The organism is Agrobacterium larrymoorei (genome assembly GCF_005145045.1).
Taxonomy (GTDB): domain Bacteria; phylum Pseudomonadota; class Alphaproteobacteria; order Rhizobiales; family Rhizobiaceae; genus Agrobacterium; species Agrobacterium larrymoorei.
In genome coordinates this window covers 235,680-258,005 of the sequence record NZ_CP039691.1, presented here as the reverse complement: position 1 = coordinate 258,005, position 22,326 = coordinate 235,680, and the positions used below count along the sequence as shown (strand labels likewise).

25 protein-coding genes are annotated in these 22,326 nt (G+C 56.1%); 19 read left to right on the top strand and 6 right to left on the bottom strand.

The features are described 5' to 3' along the window. Window positions 1–140: 140 nt before the first annotated feature. Window positions 141–686, bottom strand: a complete 546-nt coding sequence (gene hemJ, locus CFBP5473_RS01235) for a protoporphyrinogen oxidase HemJ (protein ID WP_027673489.1) — start codon at window positions 684–686, stop codon at window positions 141–143. Continuing rightward, the gene (gene hemE, locus CFBP5473_RS01230) at window positions 683–1,717 is read right to left on the bottom strand and encodes a uroporphyrinogen decarboxylase (RefSeq protein ID WP_027673488.1); all 1,035 of its coding nucleotides are present in this window, start codon (window positions 1,715–1,717) and stop codon (window positions 683–685) included. The genes hemJ and hemE overlap by 4 nt, the downstream gene beginning before the upstream one ends. Window positions 1,718–1,815: 98 nt before the next feature. Here hemE and CFBP5473_RS24980 point away from each other — a divergent pair, with 98 nt between their 5' ends. From CFBP5473_RS24980 to dnaQ, 6 genes are all read left to right on the top strand, one after another. Then, the gene (locus CFBP5473_RS24980) at window positions 1,816–2,163 is read left to right on the top strand and encodes a hypothetical protein (protein ID WP_169696859.1); all 348 of its coding nucleotides are present in this window, start codon (window positions 1,816–1,818) and stop codon (window positions 2,161–2,163) included. Further along, window positions 2,127–2,948 carry a pyruvate, water dikinase regulatory protein gene (locus CFBP5473_RS01225; RefSeq protein ID WP_027673487.1) on the top strand — a complete coding sequence of 274 codons (822 nt, stop codon included), beginning with the start codon at window positions 2,127–2,129 and terminating at the stop codon, window positions 2,946–2,948. The genes CFBP5473_RS24980 and CFBP5473_RS01225 overlap by 37 nt, the downstream gene beginning before the upstream one ends. Before the next feature lie 28 nt (window positions 2,949–2,976). Then, window positions 2,977–3,576 carry a Maf-like protein gene (locus CFBP5473_RS01220; protein WP_027673486.1) on the top strand — a complete coding sequence of 200 codons (600 nt, stop codon included), beginning with the start codon at window positions 2,977–2,979 and terminating at the stop codon, window positions 3,574–3,576. Continuing rightward, complete coding sequence (locus CFBP5473_RS01215; protein ID WP_027673485.1) at window positions 3,569–4,432, top strand: shikimate dehydrogenase; 864 nt, start codon at window positions 3,569–3,571, stop codon at window positions 4,430–4,432. Before CFBP5473_RS01220 ends, CFBP5473_RS01215 begins: the two co-directional genes overlap by 8 nt. Further along, complete coding sequence (gene coaE, locus CFBP5473_RS01210; RefSeq protein WP_027673484.1) at window positions 4,429–5,013, top strand: dephospho-CoA kinase; 585 nt, start codon at window positions 4,429–4,431, stop codon at window positions 5,011–5,013. Before CFBP5473_RS01215 ends, coaE begins: the two co-directional genes overlap by 4 nt. Window positions 5,014–5,076: 63 nt before the next feature. Next, window positions 5,077–5,775 carry a DNA polymerase III subunit epsilon gene (gene dnaQ / locus CFBP5473_RS01205; RefSeq protein ID WP_027673483.1) on the top strand — a complete coding sequence of 233 codons (699 nt, stop codon included), beginning with the start codon at window positions 5,077–5,079 and terminating at the stop codon, window positions 5,773–5,775. Between the two features lie 112 nt (window positions 5,776–5,887). Here the strand turns inward: dnaQ and secB are convergent, their stop codons facing one another. Both secB and CFBP5473_RS01195 read right to left on the bottom strand, forming a co-directional pair. After that, window positions 5,888–6,370 (bottom strand): protein-export chaperone SecB, encoded by a 483-nt coding sequence (gene secB / locus CFBP5473_RS01200; protein WP_027673482.1) that lies wholly within the window; start codon window positions 6,368–6,370, stop codon window positions 5,888–5,890. Window positions 6,371–6,454: 84 nt separating this feature from the next. Further along, window positions 6,455–6,967: an FxsA family protein gene (locus tag CFBP5473_RS01195; protein ID WP_027673481.1), complete on the bottom strand. Its 513-nt coding sequence runs from the start codon at window positions 6,965–6,967 to the stop codon at window positions 6,455–6,457. 141 nt (window positions 6,968–7,108) lie between these two features. On the opposite strand from CFBP5473_RS01195, the gene CFBP5473_RS01190 reads away from it, so the two are divergent. From CFBP5473_RS01190 to gyrB, 5 genes are all read left to right on the top strand, one after another. Next, complete coding sequence (locus tag CFBP5473_RS01190) at window positions 7,109–7,801, top strand: Tim44/TimA family putative adaptor protein (protein ID WP_027673480.1); 693 nt, start codon at window positions 7,109–7,111, stop codon at window positions 7,799–7,801. Further along, the gene (gene mltA / locus CFBP5473_RS01185) at window positions 7,801–8,916 is read left to right on the top strand and encodes a murein transglycosylase A (protein WP_027673479.1); all 1,116 of its coding nucleotides are present in this window, start codon (window positions 7,801–7,803) and stop codon (window positions 8,914–8,916) included. Before CFBP5473_RS01190 ends, mltA begins: the two co-directional genes overlap by 1 nt. Beyond that, the gene (locus CFBP5473_RS01180) at window positions 8,916–9,488 is read left to right on the top strand and encodes a Smr/MutS family protein (protein WP_027673478.1); all 573 of its coding nucleotides are present in this window, start codon (window positions 8,916–8,918) and stop codon (window positions 9,486–9,488) included. Before mltA ends, CFBP5473_RS01180 begins: the two co-directional genes overlap by 1 nt. Continuing rightward, window positions 9,485–9,850 (top strand): helix-turn-helix domain-containing protein, encoded by a 366-nt coding sequence (locus tag CFBP5473_RS01175; RefSeq protein WP_027673477.1) that lies wholly within the window; start codon window positions 9,485–9,487, stop codon window positions 9,848–9,850. The genes CFBP5473_RS01180 and CFBP5473_RS01175 overlap by 4 nt, the downstream gene beginning before the upstream one ends. A gap of 160 nt (window positions 9,851–10,010) precedes the next feature. After that, entirely contained in the window at window positions 10,011–12,446 is a 2,436-nt protein-coding gene (gyrB, locus tag CFBP5473_RS01170; RefSeq protein WP_027673476.1) for a DNA topoisomerase (ATP-hydrolyzing) subunit B, read from the top strand. Window positions 12,447–12,554: 108 nt separating this feature from the next. Here the strand turns inward: gyrB and CFBP5473_RS01165 are convergent, their stop codons facing one another. Then, window positions 12,555–13,154 carry a nitroreductase family protein gene (locus tag CFBP5473_RS01165; RefSeq protein WP_027673475.1) on the bottom strand — a complete coding sequence of 200 codons (600 nt, stop codon included), beginning with the start codon at window positions 13,152–13,154 and terminating at the stop codon, window positions 12,555–12,557. Window positions 13,155–13,283: 129 nt separating this feature from the next. Here CFBP5473_RS01165 and CFBP5473_RS01160 point away from each other — a divergent pair, with 129 nt between their 5' ends. From CFBP5473_RS01160 to CFBP5473_RS01125, 8 genes are all read left to right on the top strand, one after another. Then, on the top strand, window positions 13,284–14,126 hold the full coding sequence (locus CFBP5473_RS01160) for a fumarylacetoacetate hydrolase family protein (protein WP_027673474.1): 843 nt from the start codon (window positions 13,284–13,286) through the stop codon (window positions 14,124–14,126). A gap of 543 nt (window positions 14,127–14,669) precedes the next feature. Further along, window positions 14,670–15,905: a polyhydroxyalkanoate depolymerase gene (locus CFBP5473_RS01155; protein WP_027673473.1), complete on the top strand. Its 1,236-nt coding sequence runs from the start codon at window positions 14,670–14,672 to the stop codon at window positions 15,903–15,905. Between the two features lie 43 nt (window positions 15,906–15,948). Continuing rightward, window positions 15,949–16,713: a M48 family metallopeptidase gene (locus CFBP5473_RS01150; RefSeq protein WP_027673472.1), complete on the top strand. Its 765-nt coding sequence runs from the start codon at window positions 15,949–15,951 to the stop codon at window positions 16,711–16,713. Between the two features lie 104 nt (window positions 16,714–16,817). Continuing rightward, window positions 16,818–17,474 (top strand): phosphoribosylanthranilate isomerase, encoded by a 657-nt coding sequence (locus CFBP5473_RS01145; protein WP_027673471.1) that lies wholly within the window; start codon window positions 16,818–16,820, stop codon window positions 17,472–17,474. Window positions 17,475–17,476: 2 nt separating this feature from the next. Then, window positions 17,477–18,697: a tryptophan synthase subunit beta gene (trpB, locus tag CFBP5473_RS01140; protein ID WP_027673470.1), complete on the top strand. Its 1,221-nt coding sequence runs from the start codon at window positions 17,477–17,479 to the stop codon at window positions 18,695–18,697. 4 nt (window positions 18,698–18,701) lie between these two features. Further along, complete coding sequence (trpA, locus tag CFBP5473_RS01135; RefSeq protein WP_027673469.1) at window positions 18,702–19,541, top strand: tryptophan synthase subunit alpha; 840 nt, start codon at window positions 18,702–18,704, stop codon at window positions 19,539–19,541. A gap of 36 nt (window positions 19,542–19,577) precedes the next feature. Beyond that, on the top strand, window positions 19,578–20,474 hold the full coding sequence (accD, locus tag CFBP5473_RS01130) for an acetyl-CoA carboxylase, carboxyltransferase subunit beta (protein ID WP_027673468.1): 897 nt from the start codon (window positions 19,578–19,580) through the stop codon (window positions 20,472–20,474). 30 nt (window positions 20,475–20,504) lie between these two features. After that, window positions 20,505–21,857 carry a bifunctional folylpolyglutamate synthase/dihydrofolate synthase gene (locus tag CFBP5473_RS01125; protein WP_027673467.1) on the top strand — a complete coding sequence of 451 codons (1,353 nt, stop codon included), beginning with the start codon at window positions 20,505–20,507 and terminating at the stop codon, window positions 21,855–21,857. A gap of 76 nt (window positions 21,858–21,933) precedes the next feature. Here CFBP5473_RS01125 and trxA read toward each other — a convergent pair whose 3' ends face one another. Then, entirely contained in the window at window positions 21,934–22,254 is a 321-nt protein-coding gene (gene trxA, locus CFBP5473_RS01120) for a thioredoxin (protein WP_027673466.1), read from the bottom strand. Window positions 22,255–22,326 lie beyond the last annotated feature (72 nt).

Here is a 22,326-nt window from a genome sequence, read left to right as displayed (position 1 = left end):
TCGCGAATCAGGTACTGTGGTCGAACCGCAGACGTCTGAATAATTCACATGCCAGGAGATGAGTGGCCTGAAAATAGCGGCTCAATCCAAAAGCCGCAAGAGGAAAGCACCAATTCCGGGAAAATTATCGTGATCGGCCTTCAACCGAACGGTTTCACAACCACAAGTATGACTATTGCGATCATCAGAATGGTCGGAGCCTCATTCATCAACCGCCAGTGACGGGCAGGCCTGGTATTTTCATCCCGGCCAAATGCTCTCGCGCTTCGGCTGAAATAGACATGCGTAACGGTGAGAAGCACGACCAGCGCGATTTTTGCGTGGAGCCAGCCGCCGGTGAAGCCATAAACGGACCAGGCGAGATAGAGCCCGAGCACCCATGTTATCATCATCGCGGGGTTCATGATGAAGCGAACGAGGCGCTGCTCCATCACCTTGAAGGTTTCCGATTGCGGCGAGCCTTTTGGCGCATCCGTGTGGTAAACGAAAAGCCGCGGCAGGTAGAGAAGACCTGCCATCCACGAAATCACCGCGATGATATGCAGTGCCTTGATCCACAGATATGCATCCGCCGGATCGACATGCAGGATGAGCGCAACGAAGGTGATGAAAGCCGCTATCGCCGCAGCAGCCCTCAGGCGTGTTTTGCGGCCAGACCCCGGAGACGTCTGCGTCTCGTTGCTCATCGGGATGCTCCATAGGACCGAACACGCTCCACGAGCCGCGTAACATTTTCCGGGTCCGCCTGTGGCGTAATGCCGTGGCCGAGATTGAAGATCAGCGGACCGTTTCCGAGAGACTGCAGAACAGCGTCTATACCGTCCTCAAGAGATTTTCCTCCAGCGATCATCAGCATAGGATCGAGATTGCCCTGAACAGGGCCATCCTTTTGGAGTTCACGCGCGAACGACAGCGGAACGCTCCAGTCCAGCCCGATTGCGTCGGCACCGGTTTTCTGGCGATAATCCTTGAGCAAAATTCCGGCACCCTTGGCGAAGGCAATGATCTTGGCATCGGGTCGGCGCGCACGCACCGATTGGATGATGCGGGCTACCGGTTTGACGGCGTAGACTTCGAATTCCTTCTCACCTAGCACACCTGCCCAGGAATCAAAAATCTGCACGGCATCGGCACCGGCATCGAGCTGGGCCACCAGATAGTCGGCAGATACTTCGGCGAGGAACGCCAGCAGCGTCGCCATCGCTTTCGGTTCCTGATATCCGAACAGACGGGCAGGGGCCTGGTCGGGAGTTCCATGGCCAGCGATCATATAGGTCGCCACCGTCCAGGGAGCGCCACAGAAGCCCAGCAGCGTCGTCTGGGATGGCAACTCGGCGCGAAGCTTCCCGACGGTGCGGAAAACCGGGTCGAGATGCTCCAGCACCTGCGAGCGGTCCAAAGCGCCAATGTCGGAAACGCTGATCGGATCCATCTGTGGACCCTTGCCCTCAGAGAAGGTCACATTGCGCTTCAACGCATCGGGTATCACCAGAATATCGGAAAACAGAATGGCAGCATCCAGACCAAAGCGACGAATAGGCTGAAGCGTCACTTCCGTCGCAAGATCCGGATTATAACAGAGGTCCAGGAAACTTCCGGCTTGCTTGCGCGTTTCCCTGTACTCCGGGAGATATCTTCCAGCCTGTCTCATAAGCCAGATTGGAGGGGGAGTGGATGTCTCTCCGTTCAAAACCCTCATGACACTGCGTTCGATCATCGCACTCAACTTTTCTAAATCTAAAAACAAAGAGATTTAAAAGATTTTCTATTTCTTAGAGTCGGTGAGTAGCAAGGATTAAAAACAATCCGGCCTTTATGCCGCATCTCGCTGAGATGAATTCCTCGAGAGAACGAAATTCCGAGAAGAATGGAAAACTTGAAGGAAATCCAGTTTTTCATGAATTTTTTCAGTATGTTAATTTACGGCTTGAGGTTACCCCGTCTGTGGATAACCGTTGGAGCAAGTTCCTGAAGTTTTCTTCCATCCTCACAATTCACAAGCCTGCTTCAGCTTGCTACACCGTTTTTCGATTTGTGGATAAGGCGGCGGTTTTCCCGCTGGCCGATCCCGCCGCTGGGAAGGGTCGAGCTTTGTCCAGCCTTATCAACAGGGAGGCGAAAACAGCGTGGAGAACAAAAAAAACTTCTTCCATCTTCACCTGATTTCGGACTCGACGGGAGAGACTCTCATGTCCTCCGGGCGTGCGGTGTCCGCACAGTTTCATGCATCGATGCCGATTGAGCATGTCTATCCGATGATCCGAAATCAGAAGCAGTTGCAGGCCGTTGTCGAGTCGATCGACAAGCAGCCGGGCATCGTGCTCTATACGATTGTCGATCAGGACTTATCGTCGTTTCTTGAGATACAATGCCACGCTCTCGGCGTTCCATGCGTCAATGTGCTCGAACCGATTACCAGCATTTTCCAGACGTATCTCGGAACGACATCCCGGCGGCGCGTCGGCGCGCAGCATGCGTTGAATGCCGAATATTTCGCGCGGATCGAGGCCCTCAACTTCGCCATGGATCACGATGACGGGCAGATGCCGGAAAATTATGATGAAGCCGAAATCATCATCATCGGGATCAGCCGCACGTCGAAGACGCCGACAAGCATCTATCTCGCCAATCGCGGCATCAAGACCGCCAATATTCCCGTCGTACCGAGTGTGCCTTTGCCAGACAGTCTCTATAAGGCAACCAAACCTCTGATCGTGGGACTAGTTGCGACATCCGACAGAATCTCTCAGGTCCGGGAGCATAGGGAGCTTGGATCGACCGGTGGCTTCGACAGGGGACAATATATCGATCGCGCGACGATCATGGAGGAGTTGAAATATGCAAGGTCGCTCTGCGCGCGCAACAATTGGCCACTCATCGATGTAACGCGACGATCCATCGAAGAGACAGCCGCGGCAATCCTTGCCCTGCGCCAAAGGACGCGTTAATCCGATCTCATATTATCGGAGAAAACGAATGCCTTCCGAACTGATACTGGCCTCGTCCAGCGCTTCTCGCCAGATGCTGATGCGAAATGCAGGACTGGATTTTTCCAGCATACCTGCCGACATCGATGAACGCTCCATTGACGCAAGGCTCGCAGATGAGGGCGCTGCACCGGAGACGATAGCCGTTGAGCTTGCGAAGGCCAAAGCTCTCGCCGTCAGCCTTCTGCACCCTTCAGCTTTTGTGATTGGTTCAGATCAGACGATGTCTCTGGGAAGCAGGATTTATCACAAGCCGAAAGATATGGATGAGGCGCACGCCAACCTCATGTCGCTTTCCGGAAAAACCCATCGATTGAACTGCGGTGCGGCGATTGCGCAAAACGGCAAGATCATCTGGGACATCGTGACGGTTGCGGATATGACGGTGCGGAATCTCGACAAAGATTTTGTCACCCGGCATCTCGCACGTGTCGGCCCGAAGGTCCTGTCCAGTGTCGGCGCTTATCAGCTTGAAGGGGAGGGGATCCAGCTATTCACTTCAATCGAGGGGGATTATTTCACGATCCTCGGCCTGCCGCTTTTACCTCTCTTAACGAAATTGCACATGTTAGGTGTCATCGATGGCTGATTCACGTGAAACATTAACCAAGAAAGCTTTCGTTGCCGGCTACCCGATAAAGCATTCTCGATCTCCGATCATTCATAATTATTGGCTGAAGTCTTTTGGCATTAATGGCCATTATGAAGCAGCGGAAATTTCGCCTGCCGATTTTGAGAGATTTATTGCCTCGCTAAAAGAAGGTGATTCATCATTTTATGTCGGTGGCAACGTCACTATTCCCCACAAAGAATCCGCCTACCGATTTGCTGACCGACCAGATGCGCTGGCGGCAGAATTGGGAGCGGCCAACACCATCTGGGTAGAAGAAGGGCTGATCCACGCAACAAACACCGACGGCTTTGGCTTCGTCTCCAATCTTGATGATCGGCAACCGGGCTGGGATAGGACAGACAAGGCGGTGATTTTGGGAGCAGGGGGTGCCAGCCGCGCCGTGATCCAAGCGGTGCGCGACAGAGGAGTTTCGGAAATCCACGTCGTGAACCGGACTGTCGAGCGAGCGCAGGAACTGGCAGATCGATTTGGCGATCAGGTCTTCGCGCACCCGATGGAGTCGCTTCCAGAAGTATCGAAGGGATGCGGCCTGTTCGTCAACACCACCTCCCTTGGCATGGATGGCTCAGCCGCACCGAATATTGATTTTTCAGGACTGGCGACCGGTGCTGTTGTAACCGATATCGTCTATGTGCCGCTCAAGACGCCGATCATCGAAATGGCAGAGCAGCAGGGCTTCGCCACCGTCGATGGTCTCGGCATGCTGCTTCATCAGGCGCGTCCGGGCTTCGAAAAGTGGTTCGGTCGCAGACCGGACGTTACGGAAGAGCTTCGCTCTCTTATTACCGCTGACATGGACCGTCACGCATGATCACCATCGGCCTCACCGGCTCCATCGGAATGGGAAAATCGACAACCGCAGACCTGTTTGCACAGGAAGGCGTTCCAGTCTGCGATTCCGATCAGGTGGTGCATGATCTCTATGAAGGAGAAGCGGTCGCGTCTATCTCATCTGCTTTTCCCTCAGCAGTGGTCAACGGAAAGGTGGATCGAGAAGCGCTGAGTAGAATACTGCGTCAGAATCCGGCTAACTTCGGTGTGCTGGAAAATATCGTGCATCCTCTCGTTCGGCTAAAACAGATTGAATTTCTGGCGGAGCAAAAGAACAAGGGAGCAGCATTTGTGCTCCTTGATATTCCACTTTTGTTTGAGACGGATGCGCAGGATAGAGTGGACGTTGTCGTAGTCGTCAGTGGCGCTTCGGAAATACAGCGACAAAGAGTGTTGACGCGCGCTGGCATGACGGAAGAAAAATTCGCAATGATCCTTGCTCGCCAAATGCCGGATGTGGAAAAGCGGGAAAGAGCGGATTTCGTTATCGATACCGGAAATGGTATTGAGAATGCGAGAGATCAGGTCCGTGCGGTGCTTGATTCGCTACGGCGTCGCTGATCGTTTCAATGTCCGTTGTCGAATGTTGGCTGAGACACGTCAGATAAATAAGGTTGCACCTCCATGCGTGAGATCATCTTCGATACCGAAACCACAGGGCTTGAATCCAAGGTTGATCGCGTCATCGAAATCGGCGGCATCGAGCTGATCAACCATTTTCCAACCGGAAAATTCATCCATATCTACATCAACCCGCAAGATCGCAAAGTGCATCCCGACGCGCTTGCCGTTCACGGGATCACGGATGAGTTTTTGCAGGACAAGCCAGTATTTGCGGATGTTGTGGACCAGATCCGCGAGTTCTTCGAAGGCGCGCGCTGGGTGGCGCATAATGCCACCTTCGATATGGGTTTCATCAATGCGGAATTTGCCCGGCTCGGCATAGAGCCTGTTTCACCGGAACTGGTGACGGACACGCTTTCGCTGGCACGCCGCAAAAATCCGATGGGCCCGAATTCACTCGATGCACTTTGCCGTCGCTACGGGATAGATAATTCCCGTCGCGACAAGCACGGCGCCTTGCTCGACTCCGAGCTTCTGGCCGAAGTCTATATCGAGATGATCGGTGGACGTCAGACCGCTCTTAGTTTCGGCGCCGCCGCAAAGACGGAAGTCATTGTCGTTGAGGATGATACGCTAGCCGCACCGATGCAGAGGGAAAAGCCTCTTCAGCCGCGGCTCGATGTGCAGGCTCTCGCCGCACATGAAAAGCTCATACAAGCGATGGGCGAAAAGGCAATCTGGAATAAGTATCGGCAGTAGACTGGTCTGCCTGACTTGTTCTGAGAAGCCTTAGCAAAACTTCGAAATCTCATCATCAGGCAATAAAAAACCCGGGCTGAAACCCGGGTTCTAAAATCACGATGTCTGTCGATCAGTTCGGAACGGCCTGAACCTTGGCGCGTGCCTGCTCTTCGGCAACGCGCTGCGCGAACATCTGCGCGAAATCGATAGGGTCGATCATCAGTGGCGGGAAGCCGCCATTGCGCGTTACGTCTGCGATGATCTGGCGCGCGAACGGGAAGAGGAGGCGCGGGCACTCGATGAAGAGAACCGGCAGCATGTGCTCCTGCGGGAAACCCGTGATGCGGAAAACGCCGCCATAGGTCAGCTCGGCGACGAACAGAACCTTGTCGCCATCCTTGGCTTCGGCATTGAGCGTCAGCACGACGTCGAAGTCGGAACTGGAAATCGGGTTTGCATTGACATTGACGTTGATATTGATGGCTGGCGCGCCATCGCGTGCCTGAAGCGAGCGAGGGGCACCGGGATTTTCGAAAGAAAGATCCTTGGTGTACTGGGTCAGAATATTCAGGGAAGGGCTCGCGCCGTTCTGCGCACCGTTTTCAGTGGTCATGATATGTCCTCGCGGATTGAATGCCTTGCAAGCCGTCTATCATCTAGGCAGAGGGCTTACAACCCTCCGATATTCATGGTTTGCTTACTGTTTTGGAAGATCGCGGTCGTTGCGATCCGGCGACCAGGGAGAGTTGTTCGGACCGTCGCGGCGAAAATCTTCTTCATCGAGATCGACCACTTTCGAGGAGCGTGTCTCATAACGACCGCCGCCGAAACCGGATCGCCTAAAATCCCCCGCCACCACGATTTTCGGGCTGAAGGCCTTCCAGAAAAACTTTCGAACCGCTGGCATCAGAAGTAGAAGACCGATGATGTCGGTGATGAAGCCGGGAACGAAAAGCAGAATGCCTGCAATGACGCGCATGCCGCCGCTGACGATGGCCTCTGCCGGTTCTGCGCCCTTCTGGCTTGCATTCTGCAAATTGCGCACCATGCCGAGGCCACCATTTCTCAAAATGATGAGACCGAGCAGAGAGGTAAGGATGATCAGCGCCAAGGTGAGCCAGAGACCAAGCGCCTTTCCGACCACGATGAACCCGGCAATTTCCAGAATGGGCATCAAAAGCACGATGACCGGCAGCAGTGAGAAACGCATATTTCTAGCCTTGCGTGTTGTTCCTTGGCAGAAAAGGCAATCGGAAGAGACTGCCGATTGAATCTGCATATTTGAAGATTAGGCAGATGCAGACTATATGATGGTTGGAACGATAAATTTAAATGGCGGTTTTGGTAAAAGATGGGCTCAAGCGACTTTATAACATTGTTTTTCCTTGTGGCGGCGGTGCTGATTTTCCTCCAACTCCGCAGTGTGCTCGGTCGCCGCACCGGTAATGAAAAGCCGCCAATCGACCCATATACTGCCCGCGAGGTCAGTAAAGCGCCGGCAGACGATAACAAGGTCGTTACCTTGCCGAAGCGTGGCGAAGGGGAAGAAGAGAACCGTTTTGCAGCGGTTGATGCCATTGCTCCCGCCGGGACCGCTCTGAACGACTCCCTTCGTGAGCTGGTCAAAAGCGATGCCTCCTTCCAGCCGAAGGAGTTTCTCAATGGCGCGCGGATGGCATATGAGATGATCGTGATGGCGTTTGCTGACGGCGACCGCAAGACGCTAAAGAACCTTCTTTCCAAGGAAGTGTATGAAGGCTTCGACGCTGCAATATCGGAACGCGAGAGCCGTGGCGAAGTGGTAAAATCCACATTCGTCGGCATCGAAAAGATCGATATAACGCAGGCCGCTATCCGTGGTTCTGAAGAGCAGATTACGCTGCGCATCATCAGCCAGCTGATTTCCGCGACCTATGACAAGGACGGCAAGCTGGTGAATGGCGATGCGGAAAACGTTTCCGAAGTGGATGACATCTGGACCTTCTCGCGCGACATTCGCTCGCGCGACCCTAACTGGAAGCTGATTGCGACTGAATCCGAATAATGAGTGCTCCGGCAGACTTTGAACTTAAAGAAGTTTCCTTCGAGGAATTGCAGGGCTGGCGGGATGACGATCCGTCAGCCCTCTTCGCGAGCATGGGCGATATTCTCGCCCATCTTGAAAGAAGCAAGCCTTATCGAACCGGTGCGCTTGGTCTGACGGCAGATGATCTGAAGCAATTGCTGATCAAGGCAAATGCGGCTGAGATTGGCAGCGCTGAAAAGGCGAGAGCCTTTTTCGAGGCCAACTGCGTTCCCTTCAGGATCGATCTTCCAGAAAAGAAACGCGGCTTCGTCACTGCCTTCTATGAACCAGAGCTGGAAGTGTCAGCCAGCCCAGACGCGATCTGGAAATACCCGATCTACAATCGCCCGGCAGACCTCGTCGATCTGGACGACGGCAACCGCCCGGCAGATATGGATTCCTATTACGCCTTCGGTCTGGAAAAAGACGGCAAGATTTCCGTTTATCCGGATCGCCAGGCCATCGATCAGGGCTATCTCGATGGCCGCGGGTTGGAGATTGCCTGGGCAAAATCGAAGGTCGATCTGTTTTTTGTCCATGTTCAAGGGGCAGCACGGCTTCGTTTTCCAGACGGAACGCTGAAACGCATTACCTACTCAGCCAAGGCCGGACACCGCTTCTCACCCATAGGCAGGTTGCTGCTGGACCGTGGCGAACTCGATCCGGCGACGATTTCGATGCAAACGATCAGGCATTGGCTGGCAGAGCATCCCGAGCAGGTGGATGAAGTGCTCTGGCACAATCGGTCCTACATCTTCTTTCGGGAAGCCGCCGTGGAAGGTCTCGAGCAGGGGCCTATCGCTGCGGCGAAAGTGCAGTTGGTTGCGGGCCGCTCTCTTGCCGTAGACAGGCTGATCCACACGTTCGGGTTTCCGTTCTTCATCAGTTCACCAAGCCTCACTCATCTCGATGAGGGCCATTCCTTCGGAAGATTGATGCTCGCGCTCGACACGGGCTCGGCCATCGTCGGCCCCGCGCGCGGTGATATCTTCACGGGCTCCGGTTATGAGGCTGGCGAGCTTGCAGGGACGGTGCGCAACGAGGCGGATTTCATTATATTGATACCTCGTGAGGCAGCGGGAAGGTATTGTTGATGAAAGGCGGGCGCAAACTCGGCAGGGAAGAGCGTATCCTCTGGGGCAAAGTCGCCCGCACGGCGCGACCGATCTCGGGGCGTGCCGAGGAACTGCTGGGTTTCGATGACATAGCTCCTGAACAGCCCGAGCCTACCATAGCTGCCCAACCGACCATTCCCCCATTCCCACGGATGATCATTGAGCCGGTGCCCGAGCAGCAAATGCCGGGACTGAAAAGAGATCGTATCCACCAGCCGATGGAAAAGCCGGTCAAGCGCAAGCTGACCCGTGGGCGCCTGGCGCTTGAAGCGCGGATCGATCTGCACGGTATGTTTCAGAGCGAGGCGCATGCAGTTCTTCTGGATTTTTTGGTCCGGGCTCATGAGCGCGGTTTGCGACATGTGCTTGTGATAACGGGGAAGGGGCGCTCCATGGGCAGCGACGGAGCGATGAAACGCGCCGTACCCATGTGGTTCTCCAAACCGGAATATCGCCACCTGATCTCTTCCTATGAAGACGCTTCGATGAACCATGGCGGCGACGGCGCTTTGTACGTCCGGCTGTCGCGAAGGCGCGGTGACAAGTCATGACACCCTTTGCGGAAGCAGTCAGGGTCCTCAGGGAAAAGAAGGGCGTGTCGCAGAAGGAAATGGCCCTCGCAATCGGGGTGTCGCCTGCCTATCTATCAGCCCTGGAACATGGACGGCGCGGAAAGCCGAGCTTCAATCTGCTTCAGCGCATCGCAGGTTATTTCAACATTATCTGGGATGACGCCGAGGAGTTGTTCCATCTTGCCGGGACTTCTGATCCGCGCGTGACGATCGATACGATTGGTCTGCCGCCGGAATATACCGCTTTTGCCAATCGTCTTGCGCGAGATATTCGCAAGCTGCCGCCAACTGTGATAGATGAATTGGCAGCCGTGCTGCAAAAAAGCCGTTCTTGCGATTGAAACCCGCGCTATCCCCTGTTTTGTGCGGGGTTTGAGCCTGCGTGGACTTTGGATATCGGGGCGGAATTCCTATAGTCGGACGGACTGTATTAAGAGTGATTCGCTGGCATCGCCGCCTTTCTGAGGCGCGCTTTGGCAGACCCATTTGGAAAGAGTGCTTATGACTGAAACATCGTCGAGCGAAAACAGCGTGAATACGGAATATGGAGCCGATTCGATCAAGGTTCTCAAGGGCCTTGATGCTGTGCGCAAGCGTCCCGGCATGTATATCGGTGATACCGACGATGGTTCCGGTCTGCACCACATGGTCTATGAGGTTGTGGACAACGCCATCGACGAAGCGCTGGCCGGTCATGCCGATCTCGTAACGGTGACGCTGAATGCCGACGGATCGGTGACGGTAACCGACAATGGTCGCGGCATTCCGACGGATATTCACTCCGGCGAGGGCGTGTCCGCTGCCGAAGTCATCATGACCCAGCTACATGCGGGCGGCAAATTCGACCAGAACTCCTATAAGGTCTCCGGTGGTCTTCACGGCGTGGGCGTTTCGGTCGTCAACGCGCTCTCCGTCTGGCTGAAGCTGCGCATCCGCCGCAATGGCAAGGTTCATGAAATCGGTTTCAGCCACGGCGTGGCGGACAAGCCGCTGGAAGTGATCGGCGATTATGAAGGCCGGTCCGGTACGGAAGTCACCTTCCTGGCCAGCCCCGACACCTTCACTATGACGGAATATAATTACGCAACGCTTGAGCATCGCCTGCGCGAACTCGCGTTTCTGAATTCCGGCGTCCGTATTCTGCTGACCGACAAGCGCCATTCCGACATCAAGCAGGAAGAGATGGTCTATGATGGAGGCCTCGAAGCCTTCGTGCGCTATCTCGACCGCGCCAAGAAGCCGCTGGTCGACAAGCCGGTCGCCATTCGTGGCGAAAAGGACGGCATTACGGTTGAAGTGGCCATGTGGTGGAACGATAGCTACCACGAAAACGTGCTTTGCTTCACCAACAACATTCCGCAGCGCGATGGCGGCACGCATATGGCTGGCTTCCGCGGCGCGCTAACGCGTCAGGTCACGTCCTATGCCGATAGCTCCGGGATCACCAAGAAGGAAAAGGTCTCCCTTCAGGGCGAAGACTGCCGCGAAGGCCTGACAGCCGTTCTGTCTGTAAAGGTGCCGGATCCGAAGTTCTCCTCGCAGACCAAGGATAAGCTGGTCTCGTCCGAAGTGCGCCCGGTCGTGGAAAACCTCGTCAACGAGGCGCTCAATACCTGGTTCGAAGAGCATCCGACGGAAGCGAAAATTCTCGTCGGAAAGGTTGTCGAGGCAGCCGTTGCCCGTGAAGCAGCCCGCAAGGCGCGTGAACTGACCCGCCGCAAAGGCGCGCTGGATATTGCATCGCTGCCAGGCAAGCTTGCTGATTGCTCGGAACGCGATCCCGCCAAGTCCGAAGTTTTCCTCGTGGAGGGTGACTCCGCTGGTGGTTCGGCAAAGCAGGGTCGTTCTCGTGAGACGCAAGCAATTCTGCCGCTGCGCGGTAAAATCCTCAATGTTGAGCGCGCCCGTTTCGACAAAATGCTGTCCAGCCAGGAAATCGGCACGCTGATCACGGCGCTTGGTACCTCCATCGGCAAGGACGAGTTCAACGCCGACAAGCTGCGCTATCACAAGATCATCATCATGACCGATGCTGACGTGGATGGCGCGCATATTCGCACCCTGCTGCTGACTTTCTTCTTCCGCCAGATGCCGGAACTGATCGAGCGCGGCCATCTCTACATCGCCCAGCCGCCGCTCTATAAGGTCACCCGCGGCAAGTCCATTCAGTACCTGAAGGACGAAAAAGCGCTGGAAGATTATCTTATCTCCATGGGTATCGAGGAGGCGTCGCTGACCCTCGGCTCAGGCGAAGTCCGCATTGGTGAAGACCTTCGCGGAGTCATCTCCGACGCGGTTCGCATGCGTTCCCTCATCGATGGTCTGCATTCCCGTTACAATCGGGCGGTCGTTGAGCAGGCGGCCATTGCCGGTGCGCTCAATGCCGAATTGACAGCAGACCCGAGCAATGCCGAAACCACCGTTGCGGAAGTTGCCCGTCGTCTGGACATGATCGCGGAAGAGACCGAACGCGGCTGGTCGGGCGAGGTGCTGGCCGATGGCGGCCTGCGTTTCCAGCGTATGGTGCGCGGCGTGAAGGAATTGTCCACCATCGATATTGGTCTGCTCGGTTCCGCCGACGCTCGTCATATCGATCAGCTGGCAGTTCGCACACGCGATGTTTACGCAACGGCACCTGTGCTGCACCGCAAGGATGGAAGCCTGCAAATTTCCGGTCCCCGCGCCCTGCTGGAGGCTATTTTCGCTGCCGGTCGCAAAGGCCTTTCCATGCAGCGCTATAAGGGTCTTGGCGAGATGAATGCGGAGCAGCTCTGGGAAACGACGCTTGACGCCAATGTCCGCTCGCTGCTTCAGGTCAAGGTCACCGATGCGACCGATGCCGATGGTCTTTTCGCCCGTCTTATGGGTGATGAGGTCGAGCCGCGCCGTGACTTCATTCAGGAGAACGCCCTGAGCGTTGCCAACCTCGATATCTGATTACTCTGTAGATCGTGCGGTGGCAGGATTCACGTGAAACGGTTTTTTAATGAAAAAGCCCGGCAGCGATGCCGGGCTTTTTGTTTCATCGGTAACTCGCGCGGTGCCTCAATCGGCTTTGCCCGTAAAACTTCCCTCAAAGGCAACATCCGCAAGCGGCAACCTTTTGCTCGGCACTTCGCGTTCCGCAAGATCATCGGGCAGGGTGTCTTTGTGGGCCATGGTGCCGATGGCGACTGCCGCTTCGACGGCATATCCCTCAGGCACGTTCAACTGCTCGATGATCTTGTCCTTGAAAATACCAGCCATGCCATGAGCATGGTAGCCCAGCAAATGCGCCTGCGTCGCTAGCGAGAACCAGGCTGCACCGGCATCGAAGGAATGGGTTGGCGCTGGCTTCTTCTCGCCGTCGCGCACATTATAGCTGCGCGACAGAATGATGAGCAGAGCGGAAGCATTCTTCGCCCAGCGCTGATTGCCTTCCACCAGGAGGCCTACAAACTTGTCCCATTCCGCTGAGCCATTCAGCGCATAGACGAACCGCCAAGGCTGCTGGTTGGACCCAGACGGTGCCCAGTGTGCGGCATCGAGAATGGTGAGTAAATGATCTATCGGCATGGGCTTGCCATCGAAAGCGCGGGGCGACCAGCGATCGAGAAAAAGAGGATCGACCGGATACTCGGACTGACGGGAATTGCTGGTCGTCATGGTGTCTCCTTGGGGATTTAACAGGAATAGGCGGATCGTATTTTTCCCACCTCCCAAAGGTCAAGGGGTGACAAGGATAAATAGTTCGTTCATATATGCATCATCTTGTCTGACAACTGGGAGAGTTTCATGAAACTGATGCGCGTCGGTCAACCGGGCCACGAAAAGCCAGCCATTCTCGATAGTGAAGGAAAAATCCGTGACCTCTGCGGTCACGTGCAGGATATCGGCGGCGAGGCGATTTCACCTGAGGGCCTGAAGAAGATCGCATCGATCGATCTCTCTACACTGCCTGTTCTGCAGGAAGATCGTATCGGCGCCTGCGTAACGGGAACCGGAAAGTTCATCTGCATCGGCCTCAACTTTTCAGACCACGCGGCTGAGACAGGCGCTACGGTTCCGTCAGAGCCGGTTATCTTCATGAAGGCGACGTCCGCCATCGTTGGCCCCAACGATAACGTCATTATTCCACGCGGGTCGGAAAAGACCGACTGGGAAGTCGAGCTCGGCGTGGTCATCGGCAAGACGGCGAAATACGTCTCCGAAGAGGAGGCGCTTGATTATGTTGCCGGCTATTGCGTCTCGCATGACGTATCGGAACGCGCCTTTCAGACGGAGCGCCAGGGCCAGTGGACCAAGGGCAAATCCTGCGACACTTTCGGCCCGATCGGCCCATGGCTCGTCACGAAGGATGAAGTCGCAGATCCGCAAAACCTTGGCATGTGGCTGAAGGTGAATGGCGAAACCATGCAGGACGGTTCCAGCAAGACCATGGTTTATAGCGTGGCCCATGTCGTGTCCTACCTTAGTCAGTTCATGTCCCTCCACCCCGGCGATGTCATCTCCACCGGCACCCCACCCGGCGTCGGCCTCGGCATGAAGCCACCGCGCTTCCTGAAGGCGGGCGACGTGGTTGAGCTCGGCATCGAGGGACTTGGTTCGCAAAAGCAGACCTTCGTCGCGGATACGTAAGGTCAAAACTGGGGCGTCATCAGTCACCTCCCGTCATGCTCGGGCTTGTCCCGAGCATCTGCTGCCGCCCAAACTGGTTCGACGTTTGGATCCTTGGGTTAAGCCCACTGCTGTCTGTTTGAGACTTATGGACTTGGTACAGGGTATTGATTGCATTTCGTTTTTTTGTAATCTGTAAGAACTCGAACTCGCCAGTGCAACGCTGATTGTGAATGCGGCAACGGCACTCCCACTTCCGTCATCCCGGACTTGATCCGGGATCCAGCCAGACCAAGTCGTTGGTCTGGAAGACTCTTTTGACGCGCAGACGCGCGTCTGCTGGACCCCGACTCAAGGCCGGGGTGACGGGTGGTGGGGACCGTTCTCGCCCCACACTACCAACTCAGTTTCATCCGGACAGCGATGGGTCAAGCCCGAGGATGACGTCGTGGGTGAGGCTTCGTCGGTAAGACGAACAGCGAGCGCCAACCCAAAAATTTGTGCAACTGCGAAAAGATGTTAGTATGACAAAAAGACGACGATGACGACGGGAGGCGTTTCTTCGTGTTCTATCAGCTCTATGAAATGAACCATGCCGCCATGGCACCGCTGCGCGCCAGCGCCGACATGATGCGACAGGCATGCAACAATCCGCTTAATCCACTTTCAAATACCGCGTTCGGGCGCAGTCTGGATGCAGGCTTCGAAGTCTTCGAGCGCCTGACCCGGCGATATTCCAAGCCGGAATTTGGACTGACCCAAACGGAGATCGACGGCAAGGCTGTGGAGGTTGTCGAGGAAATCGTCTGGTCGAAGCCTTTCTGCCGGCTCATCCATTTCAAGAGAAATCTAGCCGAAAAAAGAGCATCTGATCCGAATGTGCTGCTGGTCGCACCCATGTCCGGCCACTACGCGACCCTGCTCAGAGGTACCGTCGAGGCACTGCTTCCGAATGCGGATATTTACATAACGGACTGGATCGATGCCCGGACGGTGCCGTTGAGCGAAGGCCGCTTCGATCTGGATGACTATGTTTCCCACGTCATCCAAATGCTGCACCAAATAGGGCAGGGCACGCATGTCGTCGCGGTATGCCAACCTTCGGTACCGGTTCTGGCAGCCGTGTCGGTGATGGAAGCCGATGGCGATGAATTCGCCCCGGCCTCGATGACGCTGATGGGCGGGCCAATCGATACACGGATCAACCCCACCGCGGTCAATGAGCTTGCGACTGCAAAACCCATCGAATGGTTTCGCGATAATGTGGTGATGCAGGTGCCATGGCCGCAGGCCGGCTTCGGGCGCTCCGTCTATCCCGGCTTCCTGCAATTATCCGGCTTCATGTCCATGAATCTGGACCGACACATGACGGCACATAAGGATTTCTATCTGAACCTCGTCAAGAACGATGGAGATTCAGCGGAGAAGCACCGCGAGTTTTACGATGAATATCTCGCCGTGATGGATCTGACGGCAGAATTCTATCTCCAGACAGTCGAGACTGTTTTCATTGAGCACGCGCTACCGAAGGGCAAAATGATGCATAGGGGCAGGGCGGTTGAACCCGCTGCCATCCGCAATGTCGCGCTCTTTACTGTCGAAGGCGAAAACGACGATATTTCAGGCGTCGGGCAGACGAAGGCTGCGCATGATCTCTGTTCCAGCCTGCCGCAAGAAAAGCGCAAACATTACATGCAGCCGGATGTCGGCCATTATGGTGTCTTCAACGGCTCCCGCTTCCGCCGGGATATCGTTCCGCAGATGGTGGATTTCTTCAAGGCACATGGCAGGCAGGCGTAAGGGAGCAATAGCTTTTTGAGGAGCGAATCGCTATGAAAGTCTCATGTTTTCGCTGCTTCGAAAGTCCCTGAAATCCACCTCTTCCCGCAAACCGGCGTTCACGCAGCGCACGGTTGAGGTCAGTGGTCGCGATGTGCCGATCACCATCAAGGAAAACCAGCGGGCAACGCGCATCACCTTGCGCATAGAGCCGGGTGGGAAGGCGCTGAAGCTGACAATTCCCTACGGCTTGCATCATGCGCAAGTGGACGAGTTTCTGGACCGGCATCAGGGTTGGCTGGAATCAAAGCTTTCGAAGTTTTCGACCCAGGCCGGAATGACAGATGGCGCGATGATCAGCATTCGTGGCGTTCCTCATCGCATTCAACATACCGGTTCGCTCAGAGGCATAACGCATGTTGCCAGAAATGCGGATGAACCGGTTCTGCTTGTCAGCGGCCTGCCGGAACACACCGGAAGACGCATCGCAACGTTTCTGAAGAAAGAAGCGAGGGCCGATCTCGAAAGGCTCGTGGCATTGCATGCAAAAGCTGTCGGTCGACCCGTGCGCTCTATCGCCATGAAAGACACGCGCAGCCGCTGGGGTTCGTGCTCACATGAGGGAAATCTGAGCTTCTCCTGGCGCATCGTCATGGCGCCGGAAAGCGTCATCGATTATCTGGCGGCGCATGAAGTGGCTCATCTCTGCGAGATGAACCATGGCCCCAAATTCTGGGCCCTATGCAAAAAGCTCTGCCCTGAGATGGAAACGGCCAAAGCCTGGTTGAAGCATAACGGTTCCCAACTCCACGCGATAGATTTCGAATAGCGGTACAATTGCAGGTTTGGATTCACGTGAAACACTTTTCTTAAGCGTCTCGACCGATTGCGATTTGGCTCGACTCGGAGCCCATTTCGTGGCACCTCCACCTGATGAAACCCGATATCAAGATTTGCGGATTGAAGACGCCGGAAGCGGTTGAACGTGCCGTCAGGCGCGGGGCAAGCCACATCGGCTTCATCTTCTTTGAGAAGAGCCCACGCAATATCGAGCCGGATCTTGCTGGCAAACTGGCGGACGCCGTTCGTGGCAGCGTCAAGATCGTGGCGGTTACGGTCAATGCCGATAATGACGAACTGGACGAAATCGTCGATCTCTTGAAGCCCGACATTCTTCAGCTGCATGGAAGCGAAAGCCCGGAGCGGGTGCTGAGCGTGAAGGCGCTCTACGGCCTGCCGGTCATGAAGGCATTTTCCATTCGCGATGCCGATGATCTTGCCAAAATCGATCCCTATATTGGCATTGCCGATAGTTTCCTGTTCGATGCGAAAGCACCGGCGGGATCGGAGTTGCCCGGCGGAAACGGCGTTTCCTTCGACTGGACGCTGTTGCGCTCTCTTGACGAAGGCGTGAATTACATGCTTTCCGGTGGACTAAACAAGGATAACGTTGTTGAAGCTCTGGCGGAAACCGGGGCGAGGGGACTGGATGTATCGTCCGGCGTGGAAAGTGCGCCAGGTGTGAAGGATTTGACCAAGATCGACGCATTCTTCGATGCCGTCAGGTCTTCAAGGTCGCAGGGAGTTTGAAAGTGAACGAAACGCTGAAACCCAACTCGTTCCGCGCCGGTCCCGATGAGGACGGCCGCTTCGGTATCTACGGAGGCCGCTTCGTTGCCGAAACGCTGATGCCGCTGATCCTCGATCTGCAGGCCGAGTGGGACAAGGCGAAGAACGATCCTGAATTTCAGGCGGAGCTGAAGAATCTTGGCACGCATTATATCGGACGCCCGAGCCCGCTTTATTTCGCCGAACGCCTGACTGCTGAACTCGGTGGCGCGAAGATTTACTTCAAGCGTGAAGAGCTGAACCACACCGGCTCGCACAAGATCAACAACTGCATCGGCCAGATCCTTCTGGCAAAGCGCATGGGCAAGACCCGCATCATCGCTGAAACCGGTGCCGGACAGCACGGCGTGGCATCGGCAACGGTTGCCGCCCGCTTCGGTTTCCCCTGCGTCGTCTATATGGGCGCGACCGACGTTGCCCGTCAGGCACCGAACGTGTTTCGCATGAAGCTTTTGGGCGCCGAGGTAAAGCCGGTGACGGCTGGCCACGGCACGCTAAAGGATGCGATGAACGAGGCGCTGCGCGACTGGGTCACCAATGTCGAGGATACCTATTACCTGATCGGCACCGCAGCCGGTCCGCATCCGTACCCGGAAATGGTGCGCGATTTCCAGGCCGTGATCGGCACCGAAGCCAAGGCGCAGATGCTGGAAGCGGAAGGCGGCCTGCCTGATCTCGTCATTGCTGCCGTCGGCGGCGGTTCTAATGCCATCGGCATCTTCCATCCGTTCCTTGATGATGCGGGCGTGAAGATTGTCGGCGTCGAAGCCGGTGGTCGTGGCCTTCAGGGCGAAGAACATTGCGCGTCGATCACCGCCGGTTCACCTGGCGTGCTGCACGGCAACCGCACCTATCTGTTGCAGGATAAGGACGGCCAGATCAAAGAAGGTCACTCCATTTCCGCTGGCCTCGATTACCCCGGCATCGGGCCTGAGCATTCCTGGCTGAACGATACGGGCCGCGTGGAATATGTACCGATCATGGACCATGAAGCGCTGGAAGCTTTCCAGATGTTGACGCGTCTCGAAGGCATCATTCCGGCGCTCGAGCCGAGCCACGCTTTGGCCGAAGTCATTAAGCGCGCGCCGAAAATGGGCAAGGACGAAATCATCCTGATGAACCTTTCCGGTCGCGGCGACAAGGATGTCCACACCGTCAGCCAACATCTTGGAATGGATCTGTAAGAACATGACTGCACGTATGGACAAGCGCTTTGCCGATCTGCGCGCGCAAAATCGCCCGGCTCTGATTACCTATTTCATGGGTGGCGACCCGGATTTCGAAACCTCGCTCGGCATCATGAAGGCGCTGCCGGATGCCGGTGCCGATGTTATCGAGCTTGGCATGCCGTTTTCCGATCCGATGGCAGATGGTCCAGCCATTCAGCTGGCAGGCCAACGTGCCCTAAAGGGCGGCCAGACGCTGGAAACGACGCTCGATCTGGCGCGGGAATTCCGCAAGCAGGATGACGCGACGCCGATCGTTTTGATGGGCTATTACAATCCGATCTATATTTACGGCGTCGAAAAGTTTCTTGAGACAGCACTTGCCGCTGGTATCGATGGCTTGATCGTGGTCGATCTGCCGCCGGAGATGGACGACGAACTTTGTATCCCGGCGCTCAAGCACGGCATCAACTTCATTCGTCTGGCAACGCCGACGACCGATGAAAAGCGTCTGCCGACCGTCCTTAAAAATACCTCAGGTTTCGTCTATTACGTTTCCATGAACGGTATTACCGGTTCGGCACTGCCTGATCCATCGCAGTTTGCGGGCGCGGTTGAACGTATCAAGTCGCACACGACCCTGCCGGTCTGCGTCGGCTTCGGCGTCAAGACGGCGGAGCACGCAAAGGCCATCGGTGCCGTCGCAGACGGCGTCGTTGTCGGAACCGCCATCGTAAACCAGATTGCCTTGAGCCTCACCAAGGATGGCAAGGCGACGAATGACACTGTTCCAGCGGTAACAACGCTGGTAAAGGGACTTTCAACAGGCGTGCTTGCATCGCGCCTTGCTGCTGCTGAATAACAACCAGCGACGCGCAGACAGTCAGGAGTATTAGACGTGAACTGGATCACCAATTACGTACGCCCGCGGATCAACTCCATGCTGGGCCGCCGTGACACGCCGGAAAATCTCTGGATCAAGTGCCCGGAAACGGGCGAGATGGTTTTCCATAAGGATCTGGAAGAAAACAAGTGGGTTATCCCTGCTTCCGGCTTCCATATGAAGATGCCTGCAAAGGCTCGTCTTGCAGACCTTTTCGATGGCGGTGTCTATGAAGCGCTGCCGCAGCCGAAGGTGGCTCAGGATCCGCTGAAATTCCGTGACTCCAAGAAGTACACGGACCGTCTGCGTGACAGCCGCACGAAAACCGAGCAGGAAGACACGATCCTTGCTGGCGTTGGCAATCTCAAGGGTTTGAAGATCGTCGCAGTCGTTCACGAATTCCAATTCATGGGCGGTTCGCTCGGCATTGCTGCTGGTGAAGCCATAGTCAAGGCTTTTGAGCGCGCCATTTCAGAGCGTTGCCCGCTGGTCATGTTCCCAGCCTCAGGCGGAGCGCGTATGCAAGAAGGTATTCTCTCGCTGATGCAGCTGCCGCGCACGACGGTTGCCGTCAACATGCTCAAAGAAGCTGGCATGCCGTACATCGTCGTTCTCACCAACCCGACGACGGGCGGTGTAACGGCCTCTTACGCGATGCTGGGCGATGTTCACATTGCCGAGCCTGGCGCGGAAATCTGCTTCGCGGGTAAGCGCGTTATCGAGCAGACCATTCGCGAAAAGCTGCCGGAAGGCTTCCAGACCTCGGAATACCTGTTGGATCACGGCATGGTGGATATGGTTATCGACCGCCACGAGATTCCCGACACGCTGGCCAATCTCTTGAAGATCATGACGAAGGCGCCTGCCAATACGTCCGTAAAGGACATAGCGCCTCTGGCTGCCACGGCCTGAACTGGCGGATAAAGTGCTCCGGAGGGGCAGATGACAGATAGGACGAAGCCCGAAATGACCGAGGCAGAACGCATCATCGAAAGATTGATGCAGCTGCATCCCAAGGGCTTCGATCTGTCGCTCGACCGGATCACACGGCTTCTCGAAAAGCTCGGCAATCCGCACAAGCGGCTGCCGCCGGTGATCCATGTCGCCGGTACCAATGGCAAGGGTTCTGTTACGGCGTTCAGCCGCGCGCTTCTGGAAGCGGCTGGCCTTGCAGTCCATGTCCACACATCGCCGCATCTGGTCAACTGGAACGAACGGTACCGCATCGGTGTGCCGGGCGGGCAGGGGTATCTCGTAGAAGATGCGATGTTCGCCGATGCGTTGGCGCGGGTCGAGGCAGCCAATAACGGGCAGCATATCACCGTTTTCGAAATCCTGACCGCGGTTACCTTCGTGCTTTTCGCCGAACAGCCAGCGGATGTCGTTATTCTGGAAGTTGGTCTCGGCGGGCGTTTCGATGCGACCAATGTCATCGCCAACCCCGCCGTCTCCATTATCATGCCGATCTCGCTCGACCATCAGGCCTATCTCGGAGACCGGGTCGAACTGATTGCGGCGGAGAAGGCCGGCATCATGAAGAGCGGCTCGCCCGTCGTCATTGGCCATCAGGAATATGACGCCGCGCTTGACGTTTTGATCGCGACCGCCGAGCGCCTGAAATGCCCGACAGCGGTCTATGGCCAGGATTTCTCGGCCCATGAAGAATATGGGCGGCTTGTCTATCAGGATGAATTCAGCCTGGTCGATGCGCCACTGCCGCGCCTTCCGGGCCGCCATCAACTGGCGAATGCCGCCGCCGCGATCCGCGCGGTCAAGGCCGCCGGTTTTGAAGTGACCGAACGCATGATCGACAAGGCCATGACCTCGGTCGAGTGGCCGGGACGTCTCCAGCGGATCACCCAGGGCCGCATTTTCGATCTCGCGCCAAAGGGTAGCGAAATCTGGATCGATGGCGGGCACAATCCCGGTGCTGGCGAAGTGATTGCCGAAGCCATGGCCGGTTTCGAGGAAAAGCGGGCGCGGCCTCTCTTTCTCATCGCTGGCATGATCAATACCAAGGATCAGGTCGGTTATTTCAAAGCCTTCGCGGATATTGCGGAATATGTCTTCACCGTGCCGATCCACGGGTCCGATGCGGCAATCGACCCGGTGGTTTTGGCCCATGCCGTGTTTGATGCCGGTTTGACGGCAGCGCCGACGTCTTCGATTGAGGAAGCGCTGGAGGAACTTTCCACGCGGCTGGACCCGAACAAGCCTGCGCCACGAATTTTGATTGGCGGGTCGCTTTATCTGGCCGGGAATGCGCTGGCCCTGAACGGCACGCCGCCGAAGTAATGACTTTTCAGGCAAATGGACCAAAGAAAAAGCCCGGCATTACCGGGCTTTTCTCATTCTTAATGACTGACGGAAATCAGGCTGCACTGGAAATCCAGGCGGCAAGTGCTGTCTTGGGAGCAGCGCCAACCTTGATGTCGGCAACTTCGCCGCCCTTGAACATGGCGAGCGTCGGAATGGAGCGGACGCCGAACTGGGCTGCAAGTTCTGGGTTTTCGTCGATGTTGAGCTTCACGACCTTGACCTTGCCAGCAAGCTCGGACGAGATTTCTTCAAGGCTCGGAGCGATCATCTTGCAAGGGCCGCACCACTCAGCCCAGAAATCGACGACGACGGGTTCGGCGGCATCGAGAACTTCGGACTGGAAGTTGGAGGTATCGACTTTCACGGTAGCCATAAGCGGCTCTCCTTTCAGTGAATCTGTTCGGCATTTATGTGATGCGAGGAACGCGCATTTTCAATGTCCGGT